This window comes from Buchnera aphidicola (Hyperomyzus lactucae), from assembly GCF_005081705.1.
Classification (GTDB): Bacteria; Pseudomonadota; Gammaproteobacteria; order Enterobacterales; family Enterobacteriaceae; genus Buchnera; species Buchnera aphidicola_Y.
Genome location: NZ_CP034876.1, coordinates 1 through 25,149, shown reverse-complemented (window position 1 = coordinate 25,149; position 25,149 = coordinate 1). Strand labels below are relative to the sequence as shown.

Below are 25,149 nucleotides of genomic sequence, written 5' to 3'. Positions count from 1 at the left end.
TATAAAATAATTAATTTATATTTAATTACAACAATATATTCTATTTAAGAAGTTGTTCTTTTGAGCTAAATATAGCTTTAATAAATTCTTTACTATTAAAAACACCTAAATCTCGTATTTTTTCACCAATTCCAATATAACGAATAGGAATGTTAAATTGATCGGCTAATGAAAAAATAACTCCTCCTTTTGCTGTTCCATCTAACTTTGTAATCACAATACCGGTTAAATTTAATGCTTTATGAAATATATCTGTTTGTTGTATTGTGTTTTGTCCATTACAAGCATCGATAATTAACATTGTTTCATGTGGTGCAGATACATCAATTTTTTTGATTACTCGAACTATTTTTTGTAATTCTTCTATTAAATGTAATTTATTATGTAATCTTCCAGCTGTATCAATAATAAGAACATCAATTTTTTTTGATTTTGCTGATTTCACTGCATCAAATATTACTGCTGCTGGATCTGAACCAGAACGTTGTGCTATTACTGGTATTTTATTTAATTTCCCTAATATTTGCAATTGCTCTATAGCAGCAGCTCTAAATGTATCTGCAGCAGCTAACATTACAGATTTTCCTTCTGACTTATATTTTTTTGCTAATTTAGCAACTGTTGTCGTTTTTCCTGTACCATTAACTCCTGTTACTAAAATTATAAAAGGCTTATTATTTAATATTTTTAAAGGAACCTCTACTTTTTTTAAAATTCTATGCATATTCTCTTTTAATACAAAATATAATTTTTCAGGACTATTTAAATCTTTACGTTTTATGTCTTTTATTAAATTATTAATAATTCGATCAGTAGTATAAACCCCAATATCAGCAAGTAACATTTTTTCTTCTAATTCTTCAAACAGAATTTTATCAATTTTTTTTGATAAAAAAATATTATTAATGCCGTCTCCAAGAAATTTTTTTGTTTTATTTAAACTTTTTTTTAAACGTGAAAAAAAACTTGTTTGTATATTATTAATAGTATCTAAATTATTTTCAATATCATGAACATTTTCTAAATTATCTTTTTCAAGAACATCTTTTTTGTTTGATAAATCTTTAGAAATATATGATTTTTTATCATAGTGCTCTCTTTTTTGTTCTTTATTATTTCCTTGAATATCTATCGTTTTCTTTTTTGTTATTTTAGAACTCAACCAAGAAAAAAAACCATGTTTTTTATCATCTTTCATAATTATTAACCTTGTACTTTGTAAGTAAGAACTATATTTTTAAGAAATTAATTATATTTGAAAAAATTTAAAAAAATAAAATTTTTATTTGAGTTATTATTAATAATAAAATAAATTATATCAATAACACAAATAATCTAATAAAATGCATAATTATTGTTTGAAAAAAAATGGCAAAGTTTATATTATTTCTGGTAAGTTTAAAGGAAGAAAAATATCTTTTAATAATCTTCCGAACTTACGCCCAACTACTAATCAAATAAGAGAAACGCTATTTGAATGGTTATCTAAATATATTAAAAACTCTCGATGTTTAGATTGTTTTGCAGGTAGTGGTGCATTAGGAATAGAAGCTATATCCCGTCATGCTCAATTCTCAACTTTTTTAGAAATAGAAAAAAAAACATTTTTTACTCTTAAAAAAAATATAAGAGAATTAAATATATCTAATGTTGAACTTATAAATACTAACACCCTAGATTGGATAAAAAAAAATAGAAAACCATATGATATAGTATTTATTGATCCACCTTATCATCAAGGATTAATTAACAAAACTCTTACTTTATTAGAAGGTAATAAATCAATTAAAAAAAATTCTCTTATTTATATAGAAAAAGAAAAAAATCAAGGTCTACAAATATCAAAAAACTGGACTTTATATAAAAAAAAAATTACAAGAAAAATAGAATGCTATCTCTATATTTTCAATGTGTAAAAAATTTATATTTTAAATAGTATACATAAATTCAAAAAAAATTTAAAAATTAGATAAGGAAAAAAATATTTATGAAAATTTTAATTTCTGATAATGTAAATCTTGATTTATTTTGTAAAAACCCGACTAAAATATTAGAAATATCTAATACTGGTGCAGTAGCAGTACTACAAAATAATGCTCCTGCATTTTATGCAATCACGCCTTCTTTTTTTGAAAAAATATTTGATATTAAATATAACTTATCATACAAAAATACAAAAAAACAAAATATAGATAAAAAATTTGCAATGCATCCAAAATGGACTCCAGACAAAGATTTTATTCGTCAAGCAGCATTATGGGGAATTATTTTAACTGAAGAAATACTAGAATCTGAACTTACATGCTTTATTTCTTATTGGCAAGCAGAAGGTTGTTTTTTTTATCATATACAATGGCAACAAAAATTAGCTAGAAGTTTGGAAAAAAGCAGATCTTTAAATAATCACACTTTACAAAAAAAAAGAGATATTACATATATTCCAAAACCTGATCAAACTATACCGAACGGCTTTCGAGGTAAATAATGACATTTTATACTGAATTCTTTAAACGTCTTCAACGTCTTATGCCTAATCATATTAAACCCAAATTTGATAATGATGAAGATCTATTAGCTTGGAATCAAGAACAAGGTAGATTATCTTCCGAATCTATATTACGTGAAAATAAAGCAATGAAAATGCAACGTGTTTTAGGAAGATCAGGTATTCGAGAACTATATATGAATTGTTCATTTGACAATTATAAAATTGAACATGATGGACAAAGAAAAGTACTAAAAGCATCAAGAAGATACGCGGAAGAATTTAATGAAAATATTGCCAGTTTTATTTTCTCAGGAAAACCTGGAACAGGAAAAAATCATTTAGCATCAGCGATAGGAAACTACTTAATTTTACATGGAAAAAGTATTTTACTTGTAACAGTTGCTGATTTAATGTCTAATATGAAGGGAACGTTTAGTGGTACTAGTCATATTACTGAAGAGAATTTATTACATAATCTTAGTAGTGTCGATCTTTTAATGATTGATGAAATTGGCATGCAAACTGAATCTCGTTATGAAAAAGTAATTATCAATCAAATAGTTGATCGAAGATCATCTTCTAAACGTTCCACTGGGATGCTGTCAAATTTAGATCACAGAGGTATGAAAAGTTTATTGGGTGAAAGAGTTATTGATAGAATGCGTTTAGGAAATAGTTTATGGTTAACTTTTGAATGGGACAGTTACAGACAATATGTAAAAGGTAATGAATATTAAAAAACATTTTTATATTTTTTACTTAATTCTAGATACATATTCACCAGATCGTGTATCCACTTTGATAAACGAACCAACTTGAATAAATAACGGTACTCTTACAACAGCACCAGTACTTAATGTTGCTAATTTAGTAATAGAACTATTAATAGTATCACCTTTCAAGGTTGCTTGTACGTCTATGACTTCAAGTCCTACAAAAGTATTAGGAGTAATAGAAATCGGTTGATTATTCCATAAAGTTACAACACAGGTATCTTGTTCTAGCAACCATTTTTTATGACCGCCAATAATTTTTTTTTCTACTGACAATTCTTCAAAAGTCTTGTTATTGATAAAATACCAAAAGCGACCATCATTATATAAATAAGAGAGTATATATTCTATAATGTCAGCTATTTCTAAAGAATCTGTAGATTTAAATGTCTTTTCTATTAGTTGATTAGTTAATAATTTTCTTAATTTTACACGAACAAAAGCTTGACCTTTTCCGGGTTTAACAAATTCACTAGATTCTATTAAACACGGTTCATTTTCAAATATAATTTTACAGCCTGAACGAAAATTATTGCTGTGATATACTCTCATATCAGCCTCTATTTTATACAATGTATGAAACTAAAAAAATAACTAGAAAAAAAGATGCCTGGTTATGTGAACTATCAAATTCTATTGCAGAATCAAAAGAATTATTAAAAATGCTTAATAGAGAAAGTTTTCCCAAATATCTCAATTCTTAATCAAAAAAAAATTCTGCTTCGTATCCTACGTTATTTTATTTCAAGAATGACGAAAACAATTCAAAATTTCTACTTTTATTACAAGTTATTACGCACGAAAAAACATATAAATTCTTTAGAATCTATTTTAGATCCTATAAAAGATAAAAAAATATTGTATTACCTACATTATTACAAAAAAATAATGATCGAGCATTATTCACTGTTGAAATAAACTGTACTATCATTTATAGATATTTTTTAAAAAAATTTTTCCTATGTTAACAAAATCATGGAAATAAAAAAACTAGACTAGTAGCTTATAATATATAGAATGATAAAAATTGAATGAAGTAATTTTTTTCAGATGAAAGCCATATTGTTGCTAAAGATCATGAATTATTATAGCTAATTCAATCATTATGTAATATTCATCATATAAAACAATTAAGAATCTATACCGAATCGTTTATTGTGATAATTTATAAAATAACTTCTAATATTTTTTGAATATTTATTGAATCTTTTATTAAAATTATTTTAGCGACTTATATTAATCATCTACAAGAAATAAACAATAATATAAGCATTAGTTTATTAAAGTTAAAAAAATCTAGTTCAAGTTTACTGAATCAAAGTACATTTTTAAAAAATATTAATGATGATGCTATTATTCTAAAAAAAATTCAGTGATTTTTTATACGAAAATAATATTATCTTCATATTTTACGTGAAGTTACTAAAACAATGTTTTTTGTAGTTTTAAACAATCAAATTAAATCTATTATAACTAATTTAATGAAAATGATATTTAATTATTTAGCACTTTAATCAGTTTATAATACAAACTTAAAGAATAATAAAATAAATGATTTGTGTTAATTAAAAAAAAAGACTTTCCTCAGAAAAATCTGAGGAAAGATATTTTTAAATTAATTTAAAATAATAGAAAAAATTTTTCTTACATCATTCCGCCCATACCACCCATGCCTCCTGCTGGAGAAGCACTGGAATCAGAAGATTTATCTTCTTTTGGTAAATCAGTTACCATACATTCTGTTGTTATCATTAAACCGGCAACAGAAGCAGCATACTGTAAAGCAGAACGTGTAACTTTAGTAGGATCTAATATACCAAAGTCTATCATGTCGCCATATTCATCCGTAGCAGCATTATAACCATAGTTACCTTTTCCATCTTTCACATTATTAGTAACTACAGAAGGTTCTTCTCCTGAATTTGAAACAATTTGACGTAATGGAGCTTCCATTGCACGTAAAGCAACTCGAATACCTACATTTTGATCTTCATTTTGACCACGTAAATTAGATATTTTTCCTGCTACACGAACTAATGCAACACCTCCACCGGCAACAACACCTTCTTCTACAGCAGCACGAGTCGCATGCAATGCATCTTCAACTCGAGCTTTTTTTTCTTTCATTTCTACTTCAGTAGCAGCACCTACTTTTAATACTGCAACTCCTCCTGATAATTTAGCTAAACGTTCATTTAGTTTTTCTTTATCATAATCAGAAGTAGCTTCTTGAACTTCTTGTCGAATTTGACTAATACGACTTTGAATGTTATGTTTTTCTCCAATACCACCAATTATTGTCGTAGTATCTTTACTAATAACAACTCGTTTTGCTTGTCCTAGATCTTCTAAAGTAGATTTTTCTAGTTCCATAGCTAATTCTTCGGAAATAACGGATCCACCAGTAAGAATAGAAATATCTTGCAACATGGCTTTACGACGATCTCCAAATCCTGGAGCTTTTACTGCTGCTACTTTTACGATGCCTCTCATGGAATTAACTACTAATGTAGCTAAAGCTTCACCTTCTAAATCTTCTGAAATAATTAATAACGGTTTTCCTGATTTTGCAACAGATTCTAATATTGGTAACATTTCACGAACATTAGATATTTTTTTGTCAGCCATTAAGATATATGGATTTTCTAATTCAACAATACCTGTTTCTGGTTTATTAATAAAATAAGGAGATAGATAACCTCTATCGAATTGCATACCTTTAACTACTTCAAGTTCATCTTGAAGACCAGTACCTTCTTCTACTGTGATAACTCCATCATTACCAACTTTTTCCATTGCTTCCGCAATTAAAGCTCCAACTTTTTCATCTGCATTTGCAGATATTGTTCCAACTTGTGTAATAGCTTTAGAATCAGAACATGGTACAGATAAATTTTTTAATTCTTCTACGGCACTAATAACAGCTTTATCGATTCCACGTTTCAGATCCATTGGATTCATGCCAGCTGCTACTGCTTTTAAACCTTCATTTACTATAGATTGTGCTAATAATGTTGCTGTTGTAGTACCATCTCCTGCTGCATCATTTGCTTTTGATGCAACTTCTTTTACCATTTGAGCTCCCATGTTTTCGAATTTATCTTCTAATTCAATTTCACGAGCTACTGATACGCCATCTTTGGTAATACTAGGTGCTCCAAAAGATTTATCTAGAACGACATTTCTACCTTTTGGTCCTAAAGTTACTTTAACTGCATCTGCTAATACATTAACTCCACGAAGCATTTTAATTCGAGCTTCATTTCCGAATTTTACATCTTTAGCGGCCATTTGACATTCCCTTAAATAAATTTTTCAATGGATATAGCATATAGTTTACTATTCAACAATTGCTAAAATGTCACTTTCAGTTAAAATCAATAATTCTTCGTTATCAATTTTTTCTGTTTTTGCACCATAACCTTCATTAAAAATAACAACGTCACCAACTTTAACATCTAATGGTTTAATATCTCCATTATCTAAAACACGACCTTTACCAACAGCTGTTACTGTTCCTCGAGTCGATTTTCCTGCAGCTGAACCTGTTAGAACGATTCCACCTGCAGATTTTGATTCAACTTCTTTACGTTTAACAAGCACACGATCATGCAACGGACGAATTTTCATATAACAATACCTCTGTGAATAATCTCGCTTAATTATTTTTTTAATTTTACATATTCTCTTACTTTTCAATATAGGGGTCTTTATTAAAACTTTCAAGGGCAAATATTATTTTTTTATTCTTTTATTTATAAAAATTTACATTTTGAATGTTTCGTAATTTAATTACGAATGAATATAAAAATACTATCTAGTTATTTATAGAAATGCTTTAATAATAAAAAAACATTGACAATCTTTTATATTTGATGATTTAATATATTATATTTGATATAAAAAAGCCCGGATAGCTCAGTCGGTAGAGCAGGGGACTGAAAATCCCCGTGTCGGTGGTTCAATTCCGCCTCCGGGCATAATATGTAGTTTCAATATTTATTTTCCAATACAAAAACTAGAGAAAATCTGTTTTAATAAATCTTCAGAACTAAACCGACCGGTTATTTCCCCTAAAAATCTATTTATTATATTTAAAGATTCAGCTAATAATTCAATATTTTGAAAAAATATCCAATTTTTTTCAGCTAGTAAAAATTCATTGTATGCTAAATCAATTTGATGAACATGACGTCTACGAGCAATAAAAACACTTTCTTTATTTTTATTTTTTTCAATTTTTACAATATGTTTGCGTAATATATCAACACCTTGACCTGTACGTGCTGAAATGCTAATGAATGACAAACCTTCTTTTTTTTCAAAATTAAATGGTTCATTTACTAAATCATTTTTATTCAAAACAAAAGTTACTTGAATGCTATTATTAGAAAGATTTTTTATAAAATCAGCGCATATTTTTTTTTGTCTTGATTTTTCAATTGTTTTATCAATTACAAAAAGAACGTGATCAGATTTCTTAATTGCTTCCCATGCACGAACGATGCCAATACGTTCCACTTCATTATCTGTATCACGCAAACCAGCAGTATCAATTAACTCGCAAGCAATATTATTAATATTCACATGTGAATAAAGCAAATCCCTTGTAGTACCGGGTATATCAGTTACTATGGCTCTATCATTATATGATAAAATATTTAATAAACTTGATTTTCCTGAATTAGGAAAACCAGCAATTACTATTTTTTTCCCTTCTTTTAATAAATTTCCTTCTATAACAGTTTGTTTTATTTTTAAAAACTTATGATGTATTTCGCTAAATGCTTTATTAATTATATCCTTGATATTAATATCAATTTCTTCTTCTGAAAAATCTATATTAGATTCTATATTAACACGTAATTTAATAATAATATTTATTAAATCTTGAATAAAAAGAGAAAAATGTCCTTGTAATGAATTCAATGAAGCACGGATAGATGACTCTGTTTCTGCATTAATCAAATCATCTATAGCTTCTGCTTGAATCAAATCTAGTTTTCCATTTAAAAATGAACGTTCAGAAAATTCTCCTGGTTTAGCTAATCGAATATTATTAATAGATAGAATTCTTTTAATTAAAATATCCATTATTAACGGACTACCATGTCCTTGTAGTTCTAATACGTCTTCACCCGTTAATGAATGAGGACTAGGAAACCAGAGAGATAAACCTTTATCTAGTACTTTTTTATGTTCATCTAAAAACGTCGAATAAGTAGCAAGTCTTGCACGAGGAATTTTCCCTAAAACTTCTATAGCAACAATTTTCGCTTGAGGACCAGATATTCTTAATATTCCAACGGCGCTCTTTCCTGGAGAAGTGATTTGAGCAACAATAGTTTCATTATGAATCATAAAATTTTTTCTTAATGTAGATTAGATATTAAAATATTTTAAAACTAATCTCCTGCTTGTATGGTTATAATATTTTTCTATTTAGTTTTTGGCAAACAAGATAAGAAAAATTTTTGTTGTATAATAGTTACTAAATTACTCATTATATAATATAAAACTAATCCTGAAGGAAACCATAAAAAAAATACTGTAAAAATAACAGGCATAATATTCATTATCTTTTTTTGAAAAGGATCGGAAATATTATTAGTAGAAGATGTTTTTTGAATAAAAAACATCGTTATACCCATTAGTATAGGCAATACATAATATGGATCTTGATCAGATAAATCATTAATCCATAATAAAAAAGGAGCATGACGTAGTTCAACAGAACCTATTAACATATAATAAAGAGATAAAAAAATTGGCATTTGAATAAAAATAGGCAAAAAACCACCTAAAGGGTTTATTTTTTCTTTTTTATACAAATTTATCATCTCTTCACTAATACGTTTTTTATCATTTTTAAATTTTTCTTTTATGTCTTTGATTTTAGGCTGTAATGCCCGCATTTTTGCCATAGAAGTGTGTTGTGCTTTTGTTAAAGGATAAGTTATGGCTCGCATAATAAATGTGATCAAAATAATCGAAAAACCCCAATTTCCTATAATATTATATAAAATAGTTAATAATTTAAACAATGGTTGAGACAAAAACCAAAGCCAACCATAATCTACTGTTAGATCTAAATTTGGTGCAACCAATTTCATTTCCTTCTGTATTTCAGGACCAATCCATAACTTTGATTTTATGACTGCTTTAGAATTAGGTAAAATATTAATTGAAGGAGATGTATAGCCAATTGCAGCAATGCCATTATCTAAATGAGATGTATATATTGTATTCTGACCTGAATTTTGAGGAATCCAAGCTACAGCAAAATACTGTTGCAACATTGCTATCCAACCATTTTCAGTAGTAACATGTAAATTTTGATTATTAGAAATGTAATCAAATTTATATTTTTCATATTTATTGTCAACGCTTGAATAAGCAGCACCACGAAAAGTTTGAAGAGCAAAATTACCACTATAAATCTTATTTTTTTTAGGTAAATTGATTGTTTGCTTTATTTGTCCAAACATATTCATATTTACAGCATTTTTACTTAAATTATGAATATTATATTCTATTTGAATATCGTATCTTTTAGATTTTAAAATAAAAGTTTTTGTATAAACAACACCATTCTTACTGACCCATGTTATGGGTACACGCAATTCTTTTTCAGAATTGTCTAATTCGTAAATTTTTTTATCAGAAAAATATAATGGTCTAGTATTGTGTACTGAACTATCTGGACCATCTTCTCCAATTAATCCACTTTGTGCTTGATAAATGAAATCAGATCTAGTTTTAAGTAACTTGAAAGGTTGAGACGAATGCAGTGTTTTTTTATATGTTAGTAAATTAGCTTCTTCTATATCTCCTCCATACATATTTACAATTAAACTAATTACATCATTTTTAATAAAAATTTTTTTCGCGTTTTTTTTTACATCAATAAAATGAAATGTTGGATTTGTTGTTTCATTTTTTTTATGACTTAAAAATGATTGACCTTGCCAGGTTTGCCAAAGCAAAAAAGAAACAAATAAAAAAGCAAAAATAAAAAAATTACGTTGTACTTCCATAATTAATATTCACTTTTATCTTTAACATTTAAAGGTAAATAATCACATCAATCTGCATTTAAATGATATTAAAAAAAATATAAAATGATAAATTTTTTATAAAATATTTTTTTATTTTAAAAAATAAAATTATCTATGATAATGTGACCATAAGTTATTCAATTTATCTATTACATTTTTATTATTTAAATAAAGAATATTTTTTTTTGCTATAACTATATAATCCATTGAAATTAACTTGTGTTGTAATAAACGAAAAGTTTCCCGAATTAATCGCTTGATTAAATTTCTATTATGAGCGTACTTAATATTTTTACGAGGTATGCTCAGACCTAGTCTAGGATGCTCTAGTAAATTTACACGTCCTAGAATGCTTATTTCTGAAGTATTTTGTTTAAAAGGTTTACTAAAAACATGTCGAAAATTTATAGAGTTTGTTAATCGTAATTGTTTTGTAAAAAAATAATTAAACACAATACTTAACCTTCTATTTACTAGAAACAGTTAAACGTGTTCTTAATTTAGCACGTCTGCGTGATAAAATATAACGACCATTTTTTGTTGCCATTCGAATTCTAAAACCGTGTGAACGATTACGTTTTAATATTGATGGTTGAAAAGTTCTTTTCATTTTAATATTCACCTGATCATTTTTCATTAAATGTTGTTTATAAAATCACTCTTACTAAGAGTAATTATTCTAAAGAATATAGTCAATTAACTTTACTTAAATAGTTTATTATAAAAACAATCATCAGAAAAAATATTTTTAATATTGTATTCTGGTATGATAACTATATTTTTATTTATAAATACAATATTACATCTAAAAATCACTTCTTGAGATAAATAAAATATCTTAACAATATATTACATCCTTTTCGTTATACTCACCAACCTTAAATTGTATAACTTTTAATGTAAAATAATATAATTTTATATAAATAATTTTATATAAATTATATATATCAAAATAAATGTATAAAGAACAAGAATTTTCCAAATTTTATTTTTTATTAATTTTGTTCGCTTGGAGTCTACCGTGTCACTTTGTCTTTGGAAACAGTGTCTTGACCGGTTACAGGATGAGCTGCCAACCACAGAGTTTAGTATGTGGATACGCTCTCTGAAGGCCAAACTAAACAATAATATCTTAGAAATATATGCTCCAAATAAATTTGTTTTAGATTGGGTGCAAGATAAATATTTAATTTTTTTTAAAAAAATACTACAAGATTTATGTGGTTCTAATCCTCCATTAATAAAATTTGAAATATATCAAAATTATAAAGAAAAAAAAATCAAAAGAAATATTTTAGATAATTCTAATAAACGAAAAAAAATAATCTGGGATAAGATACCAGTATTTAAAAATTCATCTTATCGTTCTAATATTAACAAAAAATATAATTTTGAGAATTTTATCGAAGGAAAATCTAATCAACTTGCACGAGCTGCAGCATTTCAAGTAGCTCATAATCCAGGTAACTCTTATAATCCATTATTCTTATACGGTGGAACAGGATTAGGGAAAACTCATTTACTTCATGCAATTGGAAATGGAATTTTAGCATATAAATATGATATTAAAATTATTTATATGCATTCTGAACGTTTTGTACAAGACATGGTAAAAGCATTAAAAAACAACGCTATCGAAAAATTTAAATTATACTATCGTTCTGTTGATGCATTACTAATTGATGATATTCAATTTTTTGCTCATAAGGAACGTTCACAGGAAGAATTTTTTCATACCTTTAATTCTCTATTAGAAGGAAATCAACAAATTATTTTAACTTCTGATCGCTATCCTAAAGAAATCAATGGCGTTGAAGAACGTCTGAAATCACGATTTGGTTGGGGTCTTACAGTAGCAATAGATCCACCAGAACTTGAAACTAGAGTAGCTATTCTTATCAAAAAAGCTGATGAAAATAATATTTTATTATCTAATGAAGTAGCTTTTTTTATTGCTAAACGTTTAAGATCTAACGTACGTGAATTAGAAGGTGCTCTGAATCGTGTTATTGTTAATTCTCGTTTTACTCATCGTCCTATTACTGTAGAATTTGTTCGTGAAGCACTTCGAGATATACTTGCTCTGCAACATAAAATTATTACAATTGATAATATTCAGAAAACAGTAGCAGAATATTACAAAATTAAAGTTACTGATTTATTATCGAAAAGACGCTCACGTTCAGTGGCTCGTCCAAGACAAATGGCTATGGCAATGGCAAAAAAACTCACTAATCACAGTCTACCCGAAATTGGAGATGCTTTTAGCGGACGAGATCATACAACGGTACTACATGCTTGTCGTAAAATTGAGCAATTAAAGGAAGAAAGTCACGATATTAAAAAAGATTTTTCAAATTTAATTAGAACTTTATCAGTGTGATCATATGAAATTTAAAATTAAGAATACTATTTTAATTAAACATTTACAAAAAATAAATCGCTTGCTTACAAAAAATACTTCTTTTCCCATTTTAGAAAATATATTAATCACTATAAAAGATGGAATCTTGTCATTAACAACAACAAATTTAGAAATAGAATTAATATCTAATATTAAAATATCAAATAATAATATATCAGGAAGTACAACAATTGCTGGTCGAAAACTATTAGATATTTGTCGAAATTCATTGGAATTATCAAATATTAAAATGCATTTAAAAAAAAATAAAATGCATATTATTTCTCATAACAGCATATATATATTAACTACTTTACCTTCTGATAACTTTCCAAATAATAATGATTTTTATCATGTTTCAGAATTTTATATATCTTCAAATATTTTAAAAAAAATGATTGAAAAAACTCAATTTTCAATGGGGAAACAAGATGTACGATATTATCTTAATGGCATGTTATTAGAAAAAAAGGGTGCATTTTTTTATGCAGTTGCTACAGATGGCTATCGTCTAGCAATAGCACAAACTTTTTTAAAAGAAGATATAATCCCTTTTTCTATAGTTGTTCCAAGAAAAGGAATTGTTGAATTATATAGATTATTAAATGTTCAACCGCAATTAATACGTATTTTAATTGGAAAAAATAACATTAGAATATACATAGAAGAATTAATTTTTACTGCACAATTAATTGAAGGAGAATATCCTGACTATCAAAGTGTATTACTAAAAATAAAAAACAATCCTATTGTTTTTAACAGTAAATTATTAAAACAATCACTATCACGTGCTGCAATTTTATCACATGAAAAATTTTGCGGGATAGAAATGCATATCAGAAACGGTCAATTTACAGTATTATCTGATAATCAAGAAGAAGAAACAGCACAAGATACATTTATGATTAATTATTCTGGCAACAAAGTAGAAATATCAATTAATGTTTATTATATATTAGATATATTAAATTCTATTACTAGCGAAAATATATTTTTGTATATAAACGATATTAATAACTCTATACAAATAGAAGCTGAAAATGATACTTCAATAGCATATGTCGTAATGTTATTAAAACGGTAATTGTTTTAATTTAAATTGTATAAAACAATAAACAATTACCAATTATTGCAGACTGTTTATTTTATCATAGAAAAATACACTAAGATTAATAATTATTTTTAATTTAACAAGGATTAACAGAAAAAGTTATGAAGAATATATATAACTCTTCTAATATTAAAATATTAAGAGGATTAGATGCTGTTCGTAAAAGACCAGGTATGTATATTGGGGATACAGATGATGGTAGTGGATTCCATCATATGGTTTTTGAAATAGTAGATAATTCTATTGATGAAGCATTATCAGGTTATTGTAAAGAAATTATAGTGACTATTCACTCAGATAACTCGGTTTCAGTAAAAGATGATGGTAGAGGAATTCCTACTGATATTCATCCTGAAGAAAAAATCTCTGCTGCAGAAGTAATCATGACAGTATTACATTCAGGCGGAAAATTTGACAATTCTTCATATAAAATCTCAGGAGGATTACATGGTGTTGGAATATCAGTTGTCAATGCTTTATCTGAAAAATTAGAACTAATAATTTACAAAAACAAAAAAAAATATCAACAAATATATCAAAACGGAAAACCACAAAATCCTCTTTCTATCATTGGTACAACTGAGACTACAGGTACATATATAAGATTTTGGCCGAGTTATAAAATATTTACTAATAATGTAACATTTCAATATGACCTATTATCTAATAGGTTACGTGAACTATCTTTTCTCAATTCTAATATTGCAATTTATTTAAAAGATAATAGAACTAATATACAAAATTATTATCACTATAAAGGCGGTATTAAAGCATTTGTTAAATTTTTAAATACTAAAAAAATACCTATTCATCCACATGTTTTTTATTTCCGATCTACAAAAGATCAAATAGAACTAGAAGTTGCAATGCAGTGGAATACTACTCATCAAGAAAATATATTATGTTTTACTAATAATATACCACAAAAAGATGGTGGAACACATTTGGCTGGTTTTCGCTCTGGTATGACACGAACATTAAACATGCATATAGAAAGAGAAGGATATAATAAAAAAAACAAAACTACTATCACAGGAGAAGATACACGTGAAGGATTAACAGCAATTATCTCAATTAAAATACCTGATCCAAAATTTTCGTCTCAAACTAAAGATAAATTAGTCTCTTCTGAAGCAAGATCAGTTATAGAATCATTGATTAATGAAAATCTTATTGAATATCTTTTAGAAAATCCAGCTGATTCAAAATCTATTATTCAAAAAATCATTAATGCTGCCAAGGTAAGGGAAGCAGCACGAAGAGCTAGAGAAATAAATAAAAAAAAAGCAATATTAGATTTAGGTGCTTTGCCTGGAAAATTATCTGATTGCCAAGAAAATGATCCTAAATTTTCAGAAATTTATCTAGTAGAAGGTGATTCAGCTGGTGGATCAGCCAAACAAGGAAGAAACCGAAAAAATCAAGCAATTCTTCCCCTAAAAGGGAAAATACTAAATGTAGAAAAATCCACATTTGAAAAAATGCTTCTATCTCAAGAAGTAGCTTCTCTTATTACTGCATTAGGCTGTGGAATCGGAAAAAACGAATATAGCATAGATAAATTAAGATATAATTATATTATAATTATGACAGATGCTGACGTAGATGGTGCACATATTCGCACACTACTTCTAACTTTTTTTTATCGTCAATTACCTGAATTAATTGAAAAAGGATATGTATATATTGCACAACCTCCTCTATATAAAGTAAAAAAAGGGAAACAAGAAACATACATTAAAAATGATGAAGAAATGAATAAATATCAAATTCAAAGTGCATTAAAAAACATTGTTTTACATAGCTCTCAAAAAAACATTAATAATCTTGAAATCTTTAAAAAAATGATATCTGAATATAATTTTATTAAAATAATGATGAAAAAAAATAAATACTATTTTCCAGAGTCATTGTTTAACGAACTGATTTATTGTCCTTTTTTATCTAATTTACACGAATTCAAAATAGTCGAAGATTGGGTAAATACATTAGCAGAAAAACTGAATAAAAAAAATAATAGTCATAATTATTATTCAACAGAAATTAAGAAAAATATTGATAAAAACATATTTGAACCAACTATTAAAATATCTAGATACGCATATTATACTAAACATGACTTCAAAGAAAAATTTTTTAAAAGCGAAGAATATTTATTAATTACTAATTTAGGAAAAATGTTCGAAAAATATTTTATGAATGAAGTATTTATAGAAAAAGGAGATTCAATTTATAGAATAGATAATATAAAAGATACATTAGAATGGCTAATAAAAGAATCTAAACGTGGTTTATTTATACAACGATATAAAGGATTAGGAGAAATGAACCCAGAACAATTATGGAATACAACTATGAATCCTGAAACAAGAAATATGTTACAAGTTACTATTAACGATGCAATCTCTGCTAATAATTTATTTCATACTCTTATGGGGGATGCAGTAGAACCTAGAAGAATGTTTATACAAAAAAATGCTTTAAAAGCAGAAAACATTGACGTTTAAAAAAATTTTAAAATTGCGGCAGGAAAAAACCAGCCGCGAACAATGATTATTCATTTAAATTTATCCATCATTTCCAAAACGCGTAATTTGGCTATTTCTTTAGAAATTTTTAATAAAATATCGTCTTGTTTAATTTTTGTATTTTTTCTATTAATGTCTTCTTCGGCGTTTTTTTTTGTTTGTAAAATACGTTCTCTATCTAAATTTATAGCATGAATGGCAACATCTGCTAAAATAAATACAATAGTGGGTTGAACTTCTAATATTCCCCCTGACACGTAAATATATTCTTTTTTTTTATTTTCTATATGAGAAATATATACTCCACCGGGCTTAATTATACTTAATAATTGAGCATGTCCTGGATAAATACCTAGTTCCCCTTCACTTCCAGATACACGTATTTTCTTTACAAAACCAGAAAATATACGTTTTTTTAGACTCACTATATCTAAATAAAAATTCATAAATACATCCAAATGTTTTTAAAAAATTATAATGTCTTTGCTTTTTCTATGACTTCATCAATAGAACCCACCATATAAAACGCTTGTTCTGGAAAAGTATCAAATTCTCCTTCTATAATTCCTTTAAAAGCACGAATATTATCTTTTAACGATACATATTTTCCGGGAAAACCAGTAAAAACTTCTGCAACGAAAAATGGTTGAGATAAAAATCTCTGTATTTTACGCGCTCTTGATACTAATAATTTATCTTTTTCTGAAAGTTCATCCATTCCTAAAATAGCAATAATATCTTTTAATTCTTGATATCTTTGTAATATTGATTGTACTCCTAAAGCTGTATTATAATGTTCATCTCCTACAATATAAGGATCTAATTGACGACTAGTAGAACTTAGAGGATCAATGGCAGGATAAATACCTAGCGATGCTATTTGACGACTTAATGTAACTGTAGAATCTAAATGTGCAAAAGTTGTTGCGGGAGAAGGATCAGTCAAATCATCAGCAGGGACGTATACAGCTTGTATGGAAGTAATAGAACCTTTTTTTGTTGAAGTAATTCGTTCCTGAAGTAAACCCATTTCTTCTGCCAAAGTTGGCTGATAACCTACTGCAGATGGCATTCGACCAAGTAAAGCAGAAACTTCTGTTCCAGCTAATGTATAACGATATATGTTATCAATAAACAATAAAACATTTTTACCTTCATCACGAAATTTTTCTGCAATAGTAAGACCTGTAAAAGCTACACGTAATCTATTCCCAGGTGGTTCATTCATTTGTCCATATACAAGAGAAACTTTATCTAAAACTTTTGAATCATTCATTTCATGATAAAAATCATTTCCTTCTCGAGTTCTTTCTCCAACTCCAGTAAACACTGAGTAACCAGAATGTTCTATTGCAATATTACGAATTAATTCCATCATGTTTACTGTTTTACCAACACCAGCCCCTCCAAATAATCCCACTTTGCCACCTTTAGAAAAAGGACAAATTAAATCAATAACTTTGATGCCAGTTTCTAAAATTTCTTGGGAACTAGTTTGTTCTTTATAACTTGGAGGAGAGCGATGAATTTCCCAATATTCAATATCTGTGTTATTTTTATTTTTTAATAATCCTTTATTGTCTATAGTTTCACCTAATACATTAATTATACGACCTAATGTTGCCTCTCCTACTGGAACTTTTATATAATGTTTAAGATCAGTAACAACCAAACCTCTTTTCAAGCCATCAGAAGAACCCATAGCAATAGTTCTTACGACACCTGCACCTAATTGTTGTTGGACTTCTAAAATCAATTTACATTGATTATTTATAACTTCTAAAGCACTATATATTTTTGGTACTGAATCTTGATTAAATTCTACATCTACTACGGCGCCAATAATTTGAATAATTTTTCCATGAGCCATTATTTTAAAACCTCTAACTAATTTTTAATCTATTGAAACTGCTGATGCACCTGCTACAATTTCAGTCAATTCTTGCGTAATATTAGCTTGACGAACTTTATTATAGACTAGTTGTAATTCTTTAATACGATTAGCACTATTATCTGTTGCTGTTTTCATGGCAATCATACGGGCTGCTTGTTCACTTGCTATATTTTCTAAAATACTTTGATATACTTGAGATTCAATATATCGATTAAATAAAGTATCTAAAATTAATTTAGATTCTGGTTCATATAAATAATCCCATTTTTTACTACTAACATTTTGAAGATTTATTCTTGATAAAGGCAACAATTGAATAATTTTAGGCTGTTGTAACATTTTATTATAAAATTTATTATAAGCAATAAAAATTTTATCAATATGTTGACGCTGATATTCTTCTAGAATAATTTTAACAGATTTAATTAATTCTAATACATTAGGATTTTCTCCTAAATGAGTTACCTGAGAAAGAATATTGCTTCCGCATGCTTTAAATACAGATAAACTTTTTAAACCAAATAATATTAAATCACATGGAATATTTATTTTAGCAAACTTCTGAATTTTAAATAATACTTGTTTAAAAAGATTAGTATTTAAACTTCCACATAATCCTCTATCAGTAGATATTATAATGATTCCGATACGTTTAATATCTCTATTTTCTAAATAACTATGTTTATATTCTAAACTTCCTTGTACAACATGATCAATAACTTTCCTGATGATCTCAGCATATGGACGACCAGATTTCATTCTTTCTTCAGTTTTTCTCATTTTAGAAACTGCAACCATTTCCATGGCTTTAGTAATTTTTTTTGTGTTAATTACACTAGATATTTGATCTTTTATCTCTTTTATACTAGTCACTATTATCTCTTTTTAACTTACTTGATTATATTTATTTAAAATTGATTTTTTTTAAAATTAGTAATTAATTGTATAAATTCTTGTTCTATAGCTGTATTAAAATTACCTTCTTTATTAATACTATTTATAAGTTCAGAATAATAACTCTTAGCATAAAGTAATATTTCTTTTTCAAATCTTGAGATTTCATGTACAGAAATATTATCAAGAAAATTATTTTCTGCCACAAAAAGTATGAGTCCTTGTTCAGCAACTGACATAGCTGAATATTGTTTTTGCTTTAATAGTTCTGTAATCTTTTGACCATGATTTAATTGTTTTCTAGTGGCATCATCTAAATCAGATGAAAATTGAGAAAAAGCTGCTAATTCTTGAAATTGAGCCAACGCTGTACGAATTCCAGAAGATAATTTTTTAATAATTTTACTTTGTGCAGCACTACCTACGCGAGAAACAGATATACCAGGGTTTACAGCGGGACGAACACCCGAATTAAATAAGTTTGATTCTAAAAAAATTTGGCCATCAGTAATAGAAATAACATTAGTAGGAACAAAAGCAGAAACATCTCCAGATTGTGTTTCAATAATAGGCAAAGCTGTAATTGAACCTGTTTTTCCAGTAATTTTGTTTTTGCTCACCTTCTGTACAAATTCTGAAGAAACACGAGATGCTCTTTCTAATAAACGAGAGTGAAGATAAAATATATCACCAGGAAAAGCTTCTCTACCTGGTGGTCTACGTAATAATAAAGAAATTTGACGATAAGCCATTGCATGCTTTGAAAGATCGTCATAAACAATTAAAGCATCTTTGCCTTGATTGCGAAAAAATTCTGCCATTGCACAACCGGAATATGGTGCTAAATACTGTAAAGAAGCGGCTTCTGAAGCGGATGCAACTACTATAATTGTATTAAATAAAGCATTATTTTCTTCTAGTTTTTTAACAACATTAATAATTGTGGAAAGTTTTTGCCCAATAGCAACATACACACATCTAATGCCAGATTTTTTTTGATTGATAATAGTATCTACTGCAAGAGCAGTTTTCCCTGTTTGTCTATCACCAATAATCAACTCACGTTGTCCTCGACCAATAGGAATCATTGCATCTATGACTTTATAACCAGTTTGAATTGGTTGATTAATTGACTGACGTTCGATCACTCCAGGTGCATTTGTTTCTACTGGATAATAAATATCATGTTTTATAGAATTTTTTCCATCAATCGGAGAACCTAATGCATTTACTACTCGACCTAATAAATTATAACCTACAGGAACTTCTAAAATTCTCCCCGTACACTGTACTTTAGTTCCTTCAGTAACATTAATGTAAGGCCCCATAACTACTGCACCAACTGTATCTCTTTCTATATTCAAAGCAATAGCATATTGATCGTCAGGAAGTGCAATCATTTCACCTAACATCACGTTAGAAAGACCATTAATTCTTATGATACCATCACTTACAGAAATAATAGTACCTTCATTATATGATTGATTAAATACATCAAATTGAGCTATTCTTTCTTTAATTAATTTACTGATTTCTGTAGAATTTAATCGCATATATTATTCTCTTAAGAATGTAAAGCGTCAGATAGTTGTTTAAGATAATTTTGAACAGATAAATTAACAACCATATTATTAAATTTTATAATGACACCATTAATTATATTAGGATCGACTTTACATATCAATTTAGTTTTTCTCAATAAATATTGTTCTAATTTCTCACGTATTTTTTTAATTTCTTTTTCTTTCAAAGGAAATGCTGAAATTAATTCAATAATAATAATATTTTTATAAGATGCTTCTAATTTTAGAAATTTTTCTAAAATATTATTTAATATTTTAAAACGTTTATTTTCTGCTAGTAATTTTATTAAATTTATTGCATTGTCGTCAATAATATCTCTACTAATCTCAATAAATACTGTTGATAGATATTTAGGTGAAAGAGAACTAGATAAAAAATTTTTTATTTTTCCATAAGAAGCAATCGTATTTATAAAAATTAAAATATTTTTCCATTCTTCAATAGAATTAGTTTGAATGGCAGTTTCAAAAATTGCTCGAGCATAAGGTCTAGAAATAGTATCTTCTACTGACATTAATTTTTTACCTGTAATTTTTTACTTGTGATAAAGAAATAATTAATTCGTTCACTAAATCTTGATTATCATTTTTAGAAATATTTTTCTTAATAATTTTTTCTGCTATAGAAATGGATAAGTCTACTATTTCTTTATGTAATTTTTTTCTTGCATGTATAATTTTAATATCAATTTCTGATTGAGTATTCATAATAATTTTATTACTTGCTTCCAAAGCATCTTTCCTAGCTTCTTCTAAAATCAATACTTTTTGTTTATTTGCTTCGTTTAAAATACTGGAAGCTCTTTTTTTAGCTTCTTTCACTTCATTATCTATTTTTTTTTGAATCGCATATAAATCATCTTGAGCTTTTTTAACATTGATTAATGATACTTGAATTTCATTTTGCCTAGTTTCAATAGCTAAAATAATAGGGGGCCAAATATACTTCATACAAAACCAAACAAATAAAAAAAATGAAATAGCTTGTCCAAGAATTGTCGCATTAATATTCACAGTAATGCACCTTCTCTATTAAATGAAAAATTAATCTTTACGTTATCTAAAAAAACGTAAAGATTTTCTTTAAAAACCAAAAATAATATGTATTATTTTTTAAACACACACAAATAAAAGAATTATGAAATAGCAAAAAGCATGTATAAACCCAAACCTACAGCAATCATAGGAATAGCATCAACTAATCCCATTACGACAAAAAACTGTGTTCTTAACAGAGGAATTAAATCAGGTTGTCTAGCAGCCCCTTCTAAGAATTTACCACCTAAAATTCCAATACCAATTGCTGCTCCAATTGATGCCAACCCAATCATTATAGCCACTGCTATATAAAGCATGTCAACATTTAAATTTTCCATTATAAACTCCAGTTTTTAATAAAATCACAATAGATTTCAATCTTTATGAGATTGAGAAGCCATTGATAAATATACAATAGTTAACACCATAAAAATAAAAGCCTGCAGTGAAATTATTAAAATATGAAAAATGGCCCATGGTACGTTTAAGAAACATTGTGACCACCATGGAAGTAAACCTGCAATCAAAATAAAAATCATTTCACCTGCATACATATTTCCAAAAAGTCGCAATCCTAAGGAAATTGGTTTAGATAATAATGAAACAAATTCTAATACAAAATTAAAAATAGAAAATACAGGATGGTTAAAAGGTTGTAAAGTAAGTTCTTTTAAAAAACCTATGTATCCTTTAATTTTAATAGTATAAAATAAAATTAAAATAAAAACACTAAGTGACATCGATAATGTAATATTAACATCAGCAGAAGGAACAATACGCATAGCTGGTAATTTAAAAATTTTTTCAGAAATTAATGGAATAAAATCAATTGGAACTAAATCCATAAGATTCATTAAAAAAACCCAGATAAAAACCGTTAATGAAAGAGGTGCAATAAGAAAATTTTTACCTTGATACATACTTTTTACATTAGAATTGACAAATTCAAAAATTAATTCAATTATAACTTGCAATTTACCCGGTACACCTTTAGTAATATTTTTACCTACTATGTAAAAAATACTTAAAAATAAACTTCCTAGTATAAGAGAAAAAATTATTGAATCAATATTTACAGTCCAATAAGAAGAAAATGTTCCTGGTTCGACAATTTTAAAAGTACGCAAATCAATTTGCAAATGATTTAAATGATGACTAATATATTTTTGAGGATTAGATATCTTTTCTAAAATCATAGATTTTCTCATTTTTTATAATTTTAAAAAAGATTATACAATAAAAAAAATATATCCAGCAAACAGTTACTTTTAAAAAATTATTATTTATTTTAAATAAAAATAAATTTAATATAAAAATATTATGAAATATGTTCATAAGATTTCTTTTTTAAATAAATCAATAAAATTGATATACAAGCTGGAGTTATACCAGAAATTCGTGATGCCTGACCAATAGAAACTGGCTTATAATCATTTAATTTTTTAATAGCTTCATAAGATAATCCTTTGATTTTGCTATAATCACAAATTGGTGGTAAAAAAGTATTTTCATTTTTTACATGTCGATTAATTTCTTCAGATTGTCGTTTAATATAACCTTCATATTTAATTGTATTTTCTATCTGTTCTATAGCTTCAGGATCAGAATTTTCCACGTTAAAAATTTCTAAAGATTCTAATCTTTTACATGTAATTTCTGGTCTTTTTAAGAGTTCAATTATATTTGTTTCCTTCATCACATTGACATTATATGATTGGCTTAAAATATCAGCATCAGACGATTTAGGATAAATCTTAATTTTTTTAAAACGATTAGTTTCTGTTTCAATATTCAATAATTTTTCATTATAACGACTCCATCTTAAATCGTTAACCAAACCAAATTTACGACCAATTTCTGTTAAACGTAAATCTGCATTGTCTTCTCTTAAAATTAATCGATATTCTGCACGTGAAGTAAACATTCGATATGGTTCTTGTGTACCTTGTGTAGTAAGATCATCTATTAAAACACCTAAATAAGCTTGATCTCGTCTAGGAAACCAGCTTTCAATATTCATTGAATTTAATCCCGCATTCAAACCCGCTAATAATCCTTGAGAAGCTGCTTCCTCATAACCAGTTGTTCCATTAATTTGACCGGCAAAAAACAATCCCTTGATCAACTTACTTTCTAAAGTAAGATTTAAATCTTTTGGATCAAAAAAATCATACTCAACAGCATATCCAGGACTAATAATTTTGGCACTTTCTAAACCTTTGATAGAATTAACTATTTTTTCCTGAATTTCTAAGGGCAAACTAGTTGAAATACCATTGGGATATATTTTAATACTAGATAATCCTTCAGGTTCTAAAAATATTTGATGCGAATTTCTATCAGAAAAACGTACAATTTTATCTTCAATAGATGGACAATATCGGGGTCCTGAACCTTTTATAAAACCTGTATATATTGGACTTTTATCTAAATTATCACGTATAATCTGATGTGTTTTTTCATTCGTATGCGTTATATAACATGGTATTTGTTCGGGATGATTAGAAATATTACCCATAAATGAAAAAACTGGAATAGGAACATCTCCATACTGTACAAATAAATTATCAAAATTGATACTATTAATATCAATTCTGGGTGGAGTTCCTGTCTTTAATCGATTAACTCGCAAAGATAGTTCTCGTAGACGAACAGATAAATCTATAGAAGACTTATCTCCCATTCTACCAGCAGAATAACTATGTAGACCTATATGTATTTTTCCACCTAAAAAAGTTCCTGTTGCTAATACAACTGACTTTGAATAAAAATTACATTCATTTTTTGTCAAAACACCTGAAACAGTATAATTTTTGAAAATTAAGTCCTTAACTTCCTCTTCTAAAATAAATAGATTATTTTGTTTTTTTAACATTTTTTTTACAACTTCATGATACAGGACTCTATCAGCTTGAGCTCTAGTAGATCTTACCGCAGGACCTTTTTTGGAATTTAAGACTCTAAATTGAATGCCCGAATAATCAATGGCTTCAGCCATCACACCACCTAATGCATCTATTTCCTTAACTAAATGACTTTTTCCAATCCCTCCAATTGCTGGATTACATGATAGTACACCTATATCTGCAATTTTTTGAGTCAATAACAATGTTCTACAACCCATTCTTGCTGAAGCCATAGCTGCTTCGGTGCCAGCATGTCCTGCTCCAATAACAATGACATCAAAATTTTTTAAGTTCGACATACAAGACCTTTTAAAACATCAGACATTATTTATATAATATTAATATTATATTAAAGATAACACATGTTAAAGATTAAACATAAGATCTTAAAAAAAGATCTTTATTATTTTCTTTTAGATTTAAATTAAAAAATAAAAAATATAATGATATTAATTATTATTATTAGTAAAGA

The 25,149-nt window shown here is 27.1% G+C and carries 23 protein-coding genes and 1 tRNA gene; 7 read left to right on the top strand and 17 right to left on the bottom strand.

What is annotated here, in order from left to right; translation table 11 throughout:
* Window positions 1–40: 40 nt before the first annotated feature.
* A complete protein-coding gene (gene ftsY / locus D9V68_RS00120; RefSeq protein ID WP_158357160.1) occupies window positions 41–1,198 on the bottom strand; it encodes a signal recognition particle-docking protein FtsY in 1,158 nt (385 codons plus the stop codon).
* Between the two features lie 145 nt (window positions 1,199–1,343).
* Between ftsY and rsmD the strand changes: the two genes are divergently transcribed.
* The 3 genes from rsmD (at window position 1,344) to dnaC (ending at window position 3,225) form a co-directional block, all read left to right on the top strand.
* A complete protein-coding gene (gene rsmD / locus D9V68_RS00115; protein WP_158357157.1) occupies window positions 1,344–1,916 on the top strand; it encodes a 16S rRNA (guanine(966)-N(2))-methyltransferase RsmD in 573 nt (190 codons plus the stop codon).
* Window positions 1,917–1,987: 71 nt separating this feature from the next.
* Window positions 1,988–2,485: a primosomal protein DnaT gene (gene dnaT / locus D9V68_RS00110; protein WP_158357155.1), complete on the top strand. Its 498-nt coding sequence runs from the start codon at window positions 1,988–1,990 to the stop codon at window positions 2,483–2,485.
* A complete protein-coding gene (dnaC, locus tag D9V68_RS00105; RefSeq protein WP_158357153.1) occupies window positions 2,485–3,225 on the top strand; it encodes a DNA replication protein DnaC in 741 nt (246 codons plus the stop codon). The genes dnaT and dnaC overlap by 1 nt, the downstream gene beginning before the upstream one ends.
* An 18-nt stretch (window positions 3,226–3,243) precedes the next feature.
* On the opposite strand, the gene efp is transcribed toward dnaC, so the two are convergent.
* From efp to D9V68_RS00090, 3 genes are all read right to left on the bottom strand, one after another.
* The gene (gene efp / locus D9V68_RS00100) at window positions 3,244–3,813 is read right to left on the bottom strand and encodes an elongation factor P (protein WP_158357151.1); all 570 of its coding nucleotides are present in this window, start codon (window positions 3,811–3,813) and stop codon (window positions 3,244–3,246) included.
* Window positions 3,814–4,905: 1,092 nt separating this feature from the next.
* Complete coding sequence (groL, locus tag D9V68_RS00095; protein WP_158357150.1) at window positions 4,906–6,552, bottom strand: chaperonin GroEL; 1,647 nt, start codon at window positions 6,550–6,552, stop codon at window positions 4,906–4,908.
* A 48-nt stretch (window positions 6,553–6,600) separates the two neighbouring features.
* Window positions 6,601–6,891: a co-chaperone GroES gene (locus D9V68_RS00090; protein ID WP_158357149.1), complete on the bottom strand. Its 291-nt coding sequence runs from the start codon at window positions 6,889–6,891 to the stop codon at window positions 6,601–6,603.
* A 277-nt stretch (window positions 6,892–7,168) separates the two neighbouring features.
* On the opposite strand from D9V68_RS00090, the gene D9V68_RS00085 reads away from it, so the two are divergent.
* Window positions 7,169–7,241: transfer RNA gene (locus D9V68_RS00085), tRNA-Phe, on the top strand.
* A gap of 19 nt (window positions 7,242–7,260) precedes the next feature.
* Here D9V68_RS00085 and mnmE read toward each other — a convergent pair.
* From mnmE to rpmH, 4 genes are all read right to left on the bottom strand, one after another.
* Window positions 7,261–8,622 (bottom strand): tRNA uridine-5-carboxymethylaminomethyl(34) synthesis GTPase MnmE, encoded by a 1,362-nt coding sequence (gene mnmE / locus D9V68_RS00080; RefSeq protein WP_158357148.1) that lies wholly within the window; start codon window positions 8,620–8,622, stop codon window positions 7,261–7,263.
* A gap of 77 nt (window positions 8,623–8,699) precedes the next feature.
* Window positions 8,700–10,298 carry a membrane protein insertase YidC gene (gene yidC, locus D9V68_RS00075; protein WP_158357146.1) on the bottom strand — a complete coding sequence of 533 codons (1,599 nt, stop codon included), beginning with the start codon at window positions 10,296–10,298 and terminating at the stop codon, window positions 8,700–8,702.
* Window positions 10,299–10,427: 129 nt separating this feature from the next.
* Window positions 10,428–10,772, bottom strand: a complete 345-nt coding sequence (gene rnpA, locus D9V68_RS00070; protein ID WP_158357144.1) for a ribonuclease P protein component — start codon at window positions 10,770–10,772, stop codon at window positions 10,428–10,430.
* A 13-nt stretch (window positions 10,773–10,785) separates the two neighbouring features.
* Window positions 10,786–10,929, bottom strand: coding sequence for a 50S ribosomal protein L34 (gene rpmH, locus D9V68_RS00065; RefSeq protein ID WP_009873975.1), 144 nt, complete (start codon window positions 10,927–10,929; stop codon window positions 10,786–10,788).
* Window positions 10,930–11,340: 411 nt separating this feature from the next.
* Between rpmH and dnaA the strand changes: the two genes are divergently transcribed.
* From dnaA to gyrB, 3 genes are all read left to right on the top strand, one after another.
* Window positions 11,341–12,702 (top strand): chromosomal replication initiator protein DnaA, encoded by a 1,362-nt coding sequence (gene dnaA / locus D9V68_RS00060; protein ID WP_158357142.1) that lies wholly within the window; start codon window positions 11,341–11,343, stop codon window positions 12,700–12,702.
* 4 nt (window positions 12,703–12,706) lie between these two features.
* The gene (dnaN, locus tag D9V68_RS00055; protein ID WP_158357140.1) at window positions 12,707–13,807 is read left to right on the top strand and encodes a DNA polymerase III subunit beta; all 1,101 of its coding nucleotides are present in this window, start codon (window positions 12,707–12,709) and stop codon (window positions 13,805–13,807) included.
* A 128-nt stretch (window positions 13,808–13,935) separates the two neighbouring features.
* Window positions 13,936–16,341, top strand: a complete 2,406-nt coding sequence (gyrB, locus tag D9V68_RS00050) for a DNA topoisomerase (ATP-hydrolyzing) subunit B (protein ID WP_158357138.1) — start codon at window positions 13,936–13,938, stop codon at window positions 16,339–16,341.
* A 50-nt stretch (window positions 16,342–16,391) separates the two neighbouring features.
* Here the strand turns inward: gyrB and D9V68_RS00045 are convergent, their stop codons facing one another.
* From D9V68_RS00045 to mnmG, 9 genes are all read right to left on the bottom strand, one after another.
* Window positions 16,392–16,808: a F0F1 ATP synthase subunit epsilon gene (locus tag D9V68_RS00045; protein ID WP_158357136.1), complete on the bottom strand. Its 417-nt coding sequence runs from the start codon at window positions 16,806–16,808 to the stop codon at window positions 16,392–16,394.
* A 26-nt stretch (window positions 16,809–16,834) separates the two neighbouring features.
* The gene (atpD, locus tag D9V68_RS00040; RefSeq protein ID WP_158357134.1) at window positions 16,835–18,232 is read right to left on the bottom strand and encodes a F0F1 ATP synthase subunit beta; all 1,398 of its coding nucleotides are present in this window, start codon (window positions 18,230–18,232) and stop codon (window positions 16,835–16,837) included.
* 24 nt (window positions 18,233–18,256) lie between these two features.
* The gene (gene atpG, locus D9V68_RS00035) at window positions 18,257–19,129 is read right to left on the bottom strand and encodes a F0F1 ATP synthase subunit gamma (protein ID WP_158357133.1); all 873 of its coding nucleotides are present in this window, start codon (window positions 19,127–19,129) and stop codon (window positions 18,257–18,259) included.
* Window positions 19,130–19,164: 35 nt separating this feature from the next.
* Window positions 19,165–20,703, bottom strand: a complete 1,539-nt coding sequence (gene atpA / locus D9V68_RS00030; RefSeq protein WP_158357131.1) for a F0F1 ATP synthase subunit alpha — start codon at window positions 20,701–20,703, stop codon at window positions 19,165–19,167.
* Window positions 20,704–20,714: 11 nt separating this feature from the next.
* Complete coding sequence (locus D9V68_RS00025) at window positions 20,715–21,248, bottom strand: F0F1 ATP synthase subunit delta (RefSeq protein ID WP_158357129.1); 534 nt, start codon at window positions 21,246–21,248, stop codon at window positions 20,715–20,717.
* Window positions 21,249–21,255: 7 nt separating this feature from the next.
* Window positions 21,256–21,747, bottom strand: a complete 492-nt coding sequence (locus D9V68_RS00020) for a F0F1 ATP synthase subunit B (protein WP_158357127.1) — start codon at window positions 21,745–21,747, stop codon at window positions 21,256–21,258.
* Window positions 21,748–21,869: 122 nt separating this feature from the next.
* A complete protein-coding gene (gene atpE, locus D9V68_RS00015) occupies window positions 21,870–22,109 on the bottom strand; it encodes a F0F1 ATP synthase subunit C (RefSeq protein ID WP_158357125.1) in 240 nt (79 codons plus the stop codon).
* A gap of 36 nt (window positions 22,110–22,145) precedes the next feature.
* Entirely contained in the window at window positions 22,146–22,967 is an 822-nt protein-coding gene (gene atpB, locus D9V68_RS00010) for a F0F1 ATP synthase subunit A (protein WP_158357123.1), read from the bottom strand.
* A gap of 122 nt (window positions 22,968–23,089) precedes the next feature.
* Window positions 23,090–24,976 (bottom strand): tRNA uridine-5-carboxymethylaminomethyl(34) synthesis enzyme MnmG, encoded by a 1,887-nt coding sequence (gene mnmG, locus D9V68_RS00005; RefSeq protein WP_158357121.1) that lies wholly within the window; start codon window positions 24,974–24,976, stop codon window positions 23,090–23,092.
* Window positions 24,977–25,149: the final 173 nt, after the last annotated feature.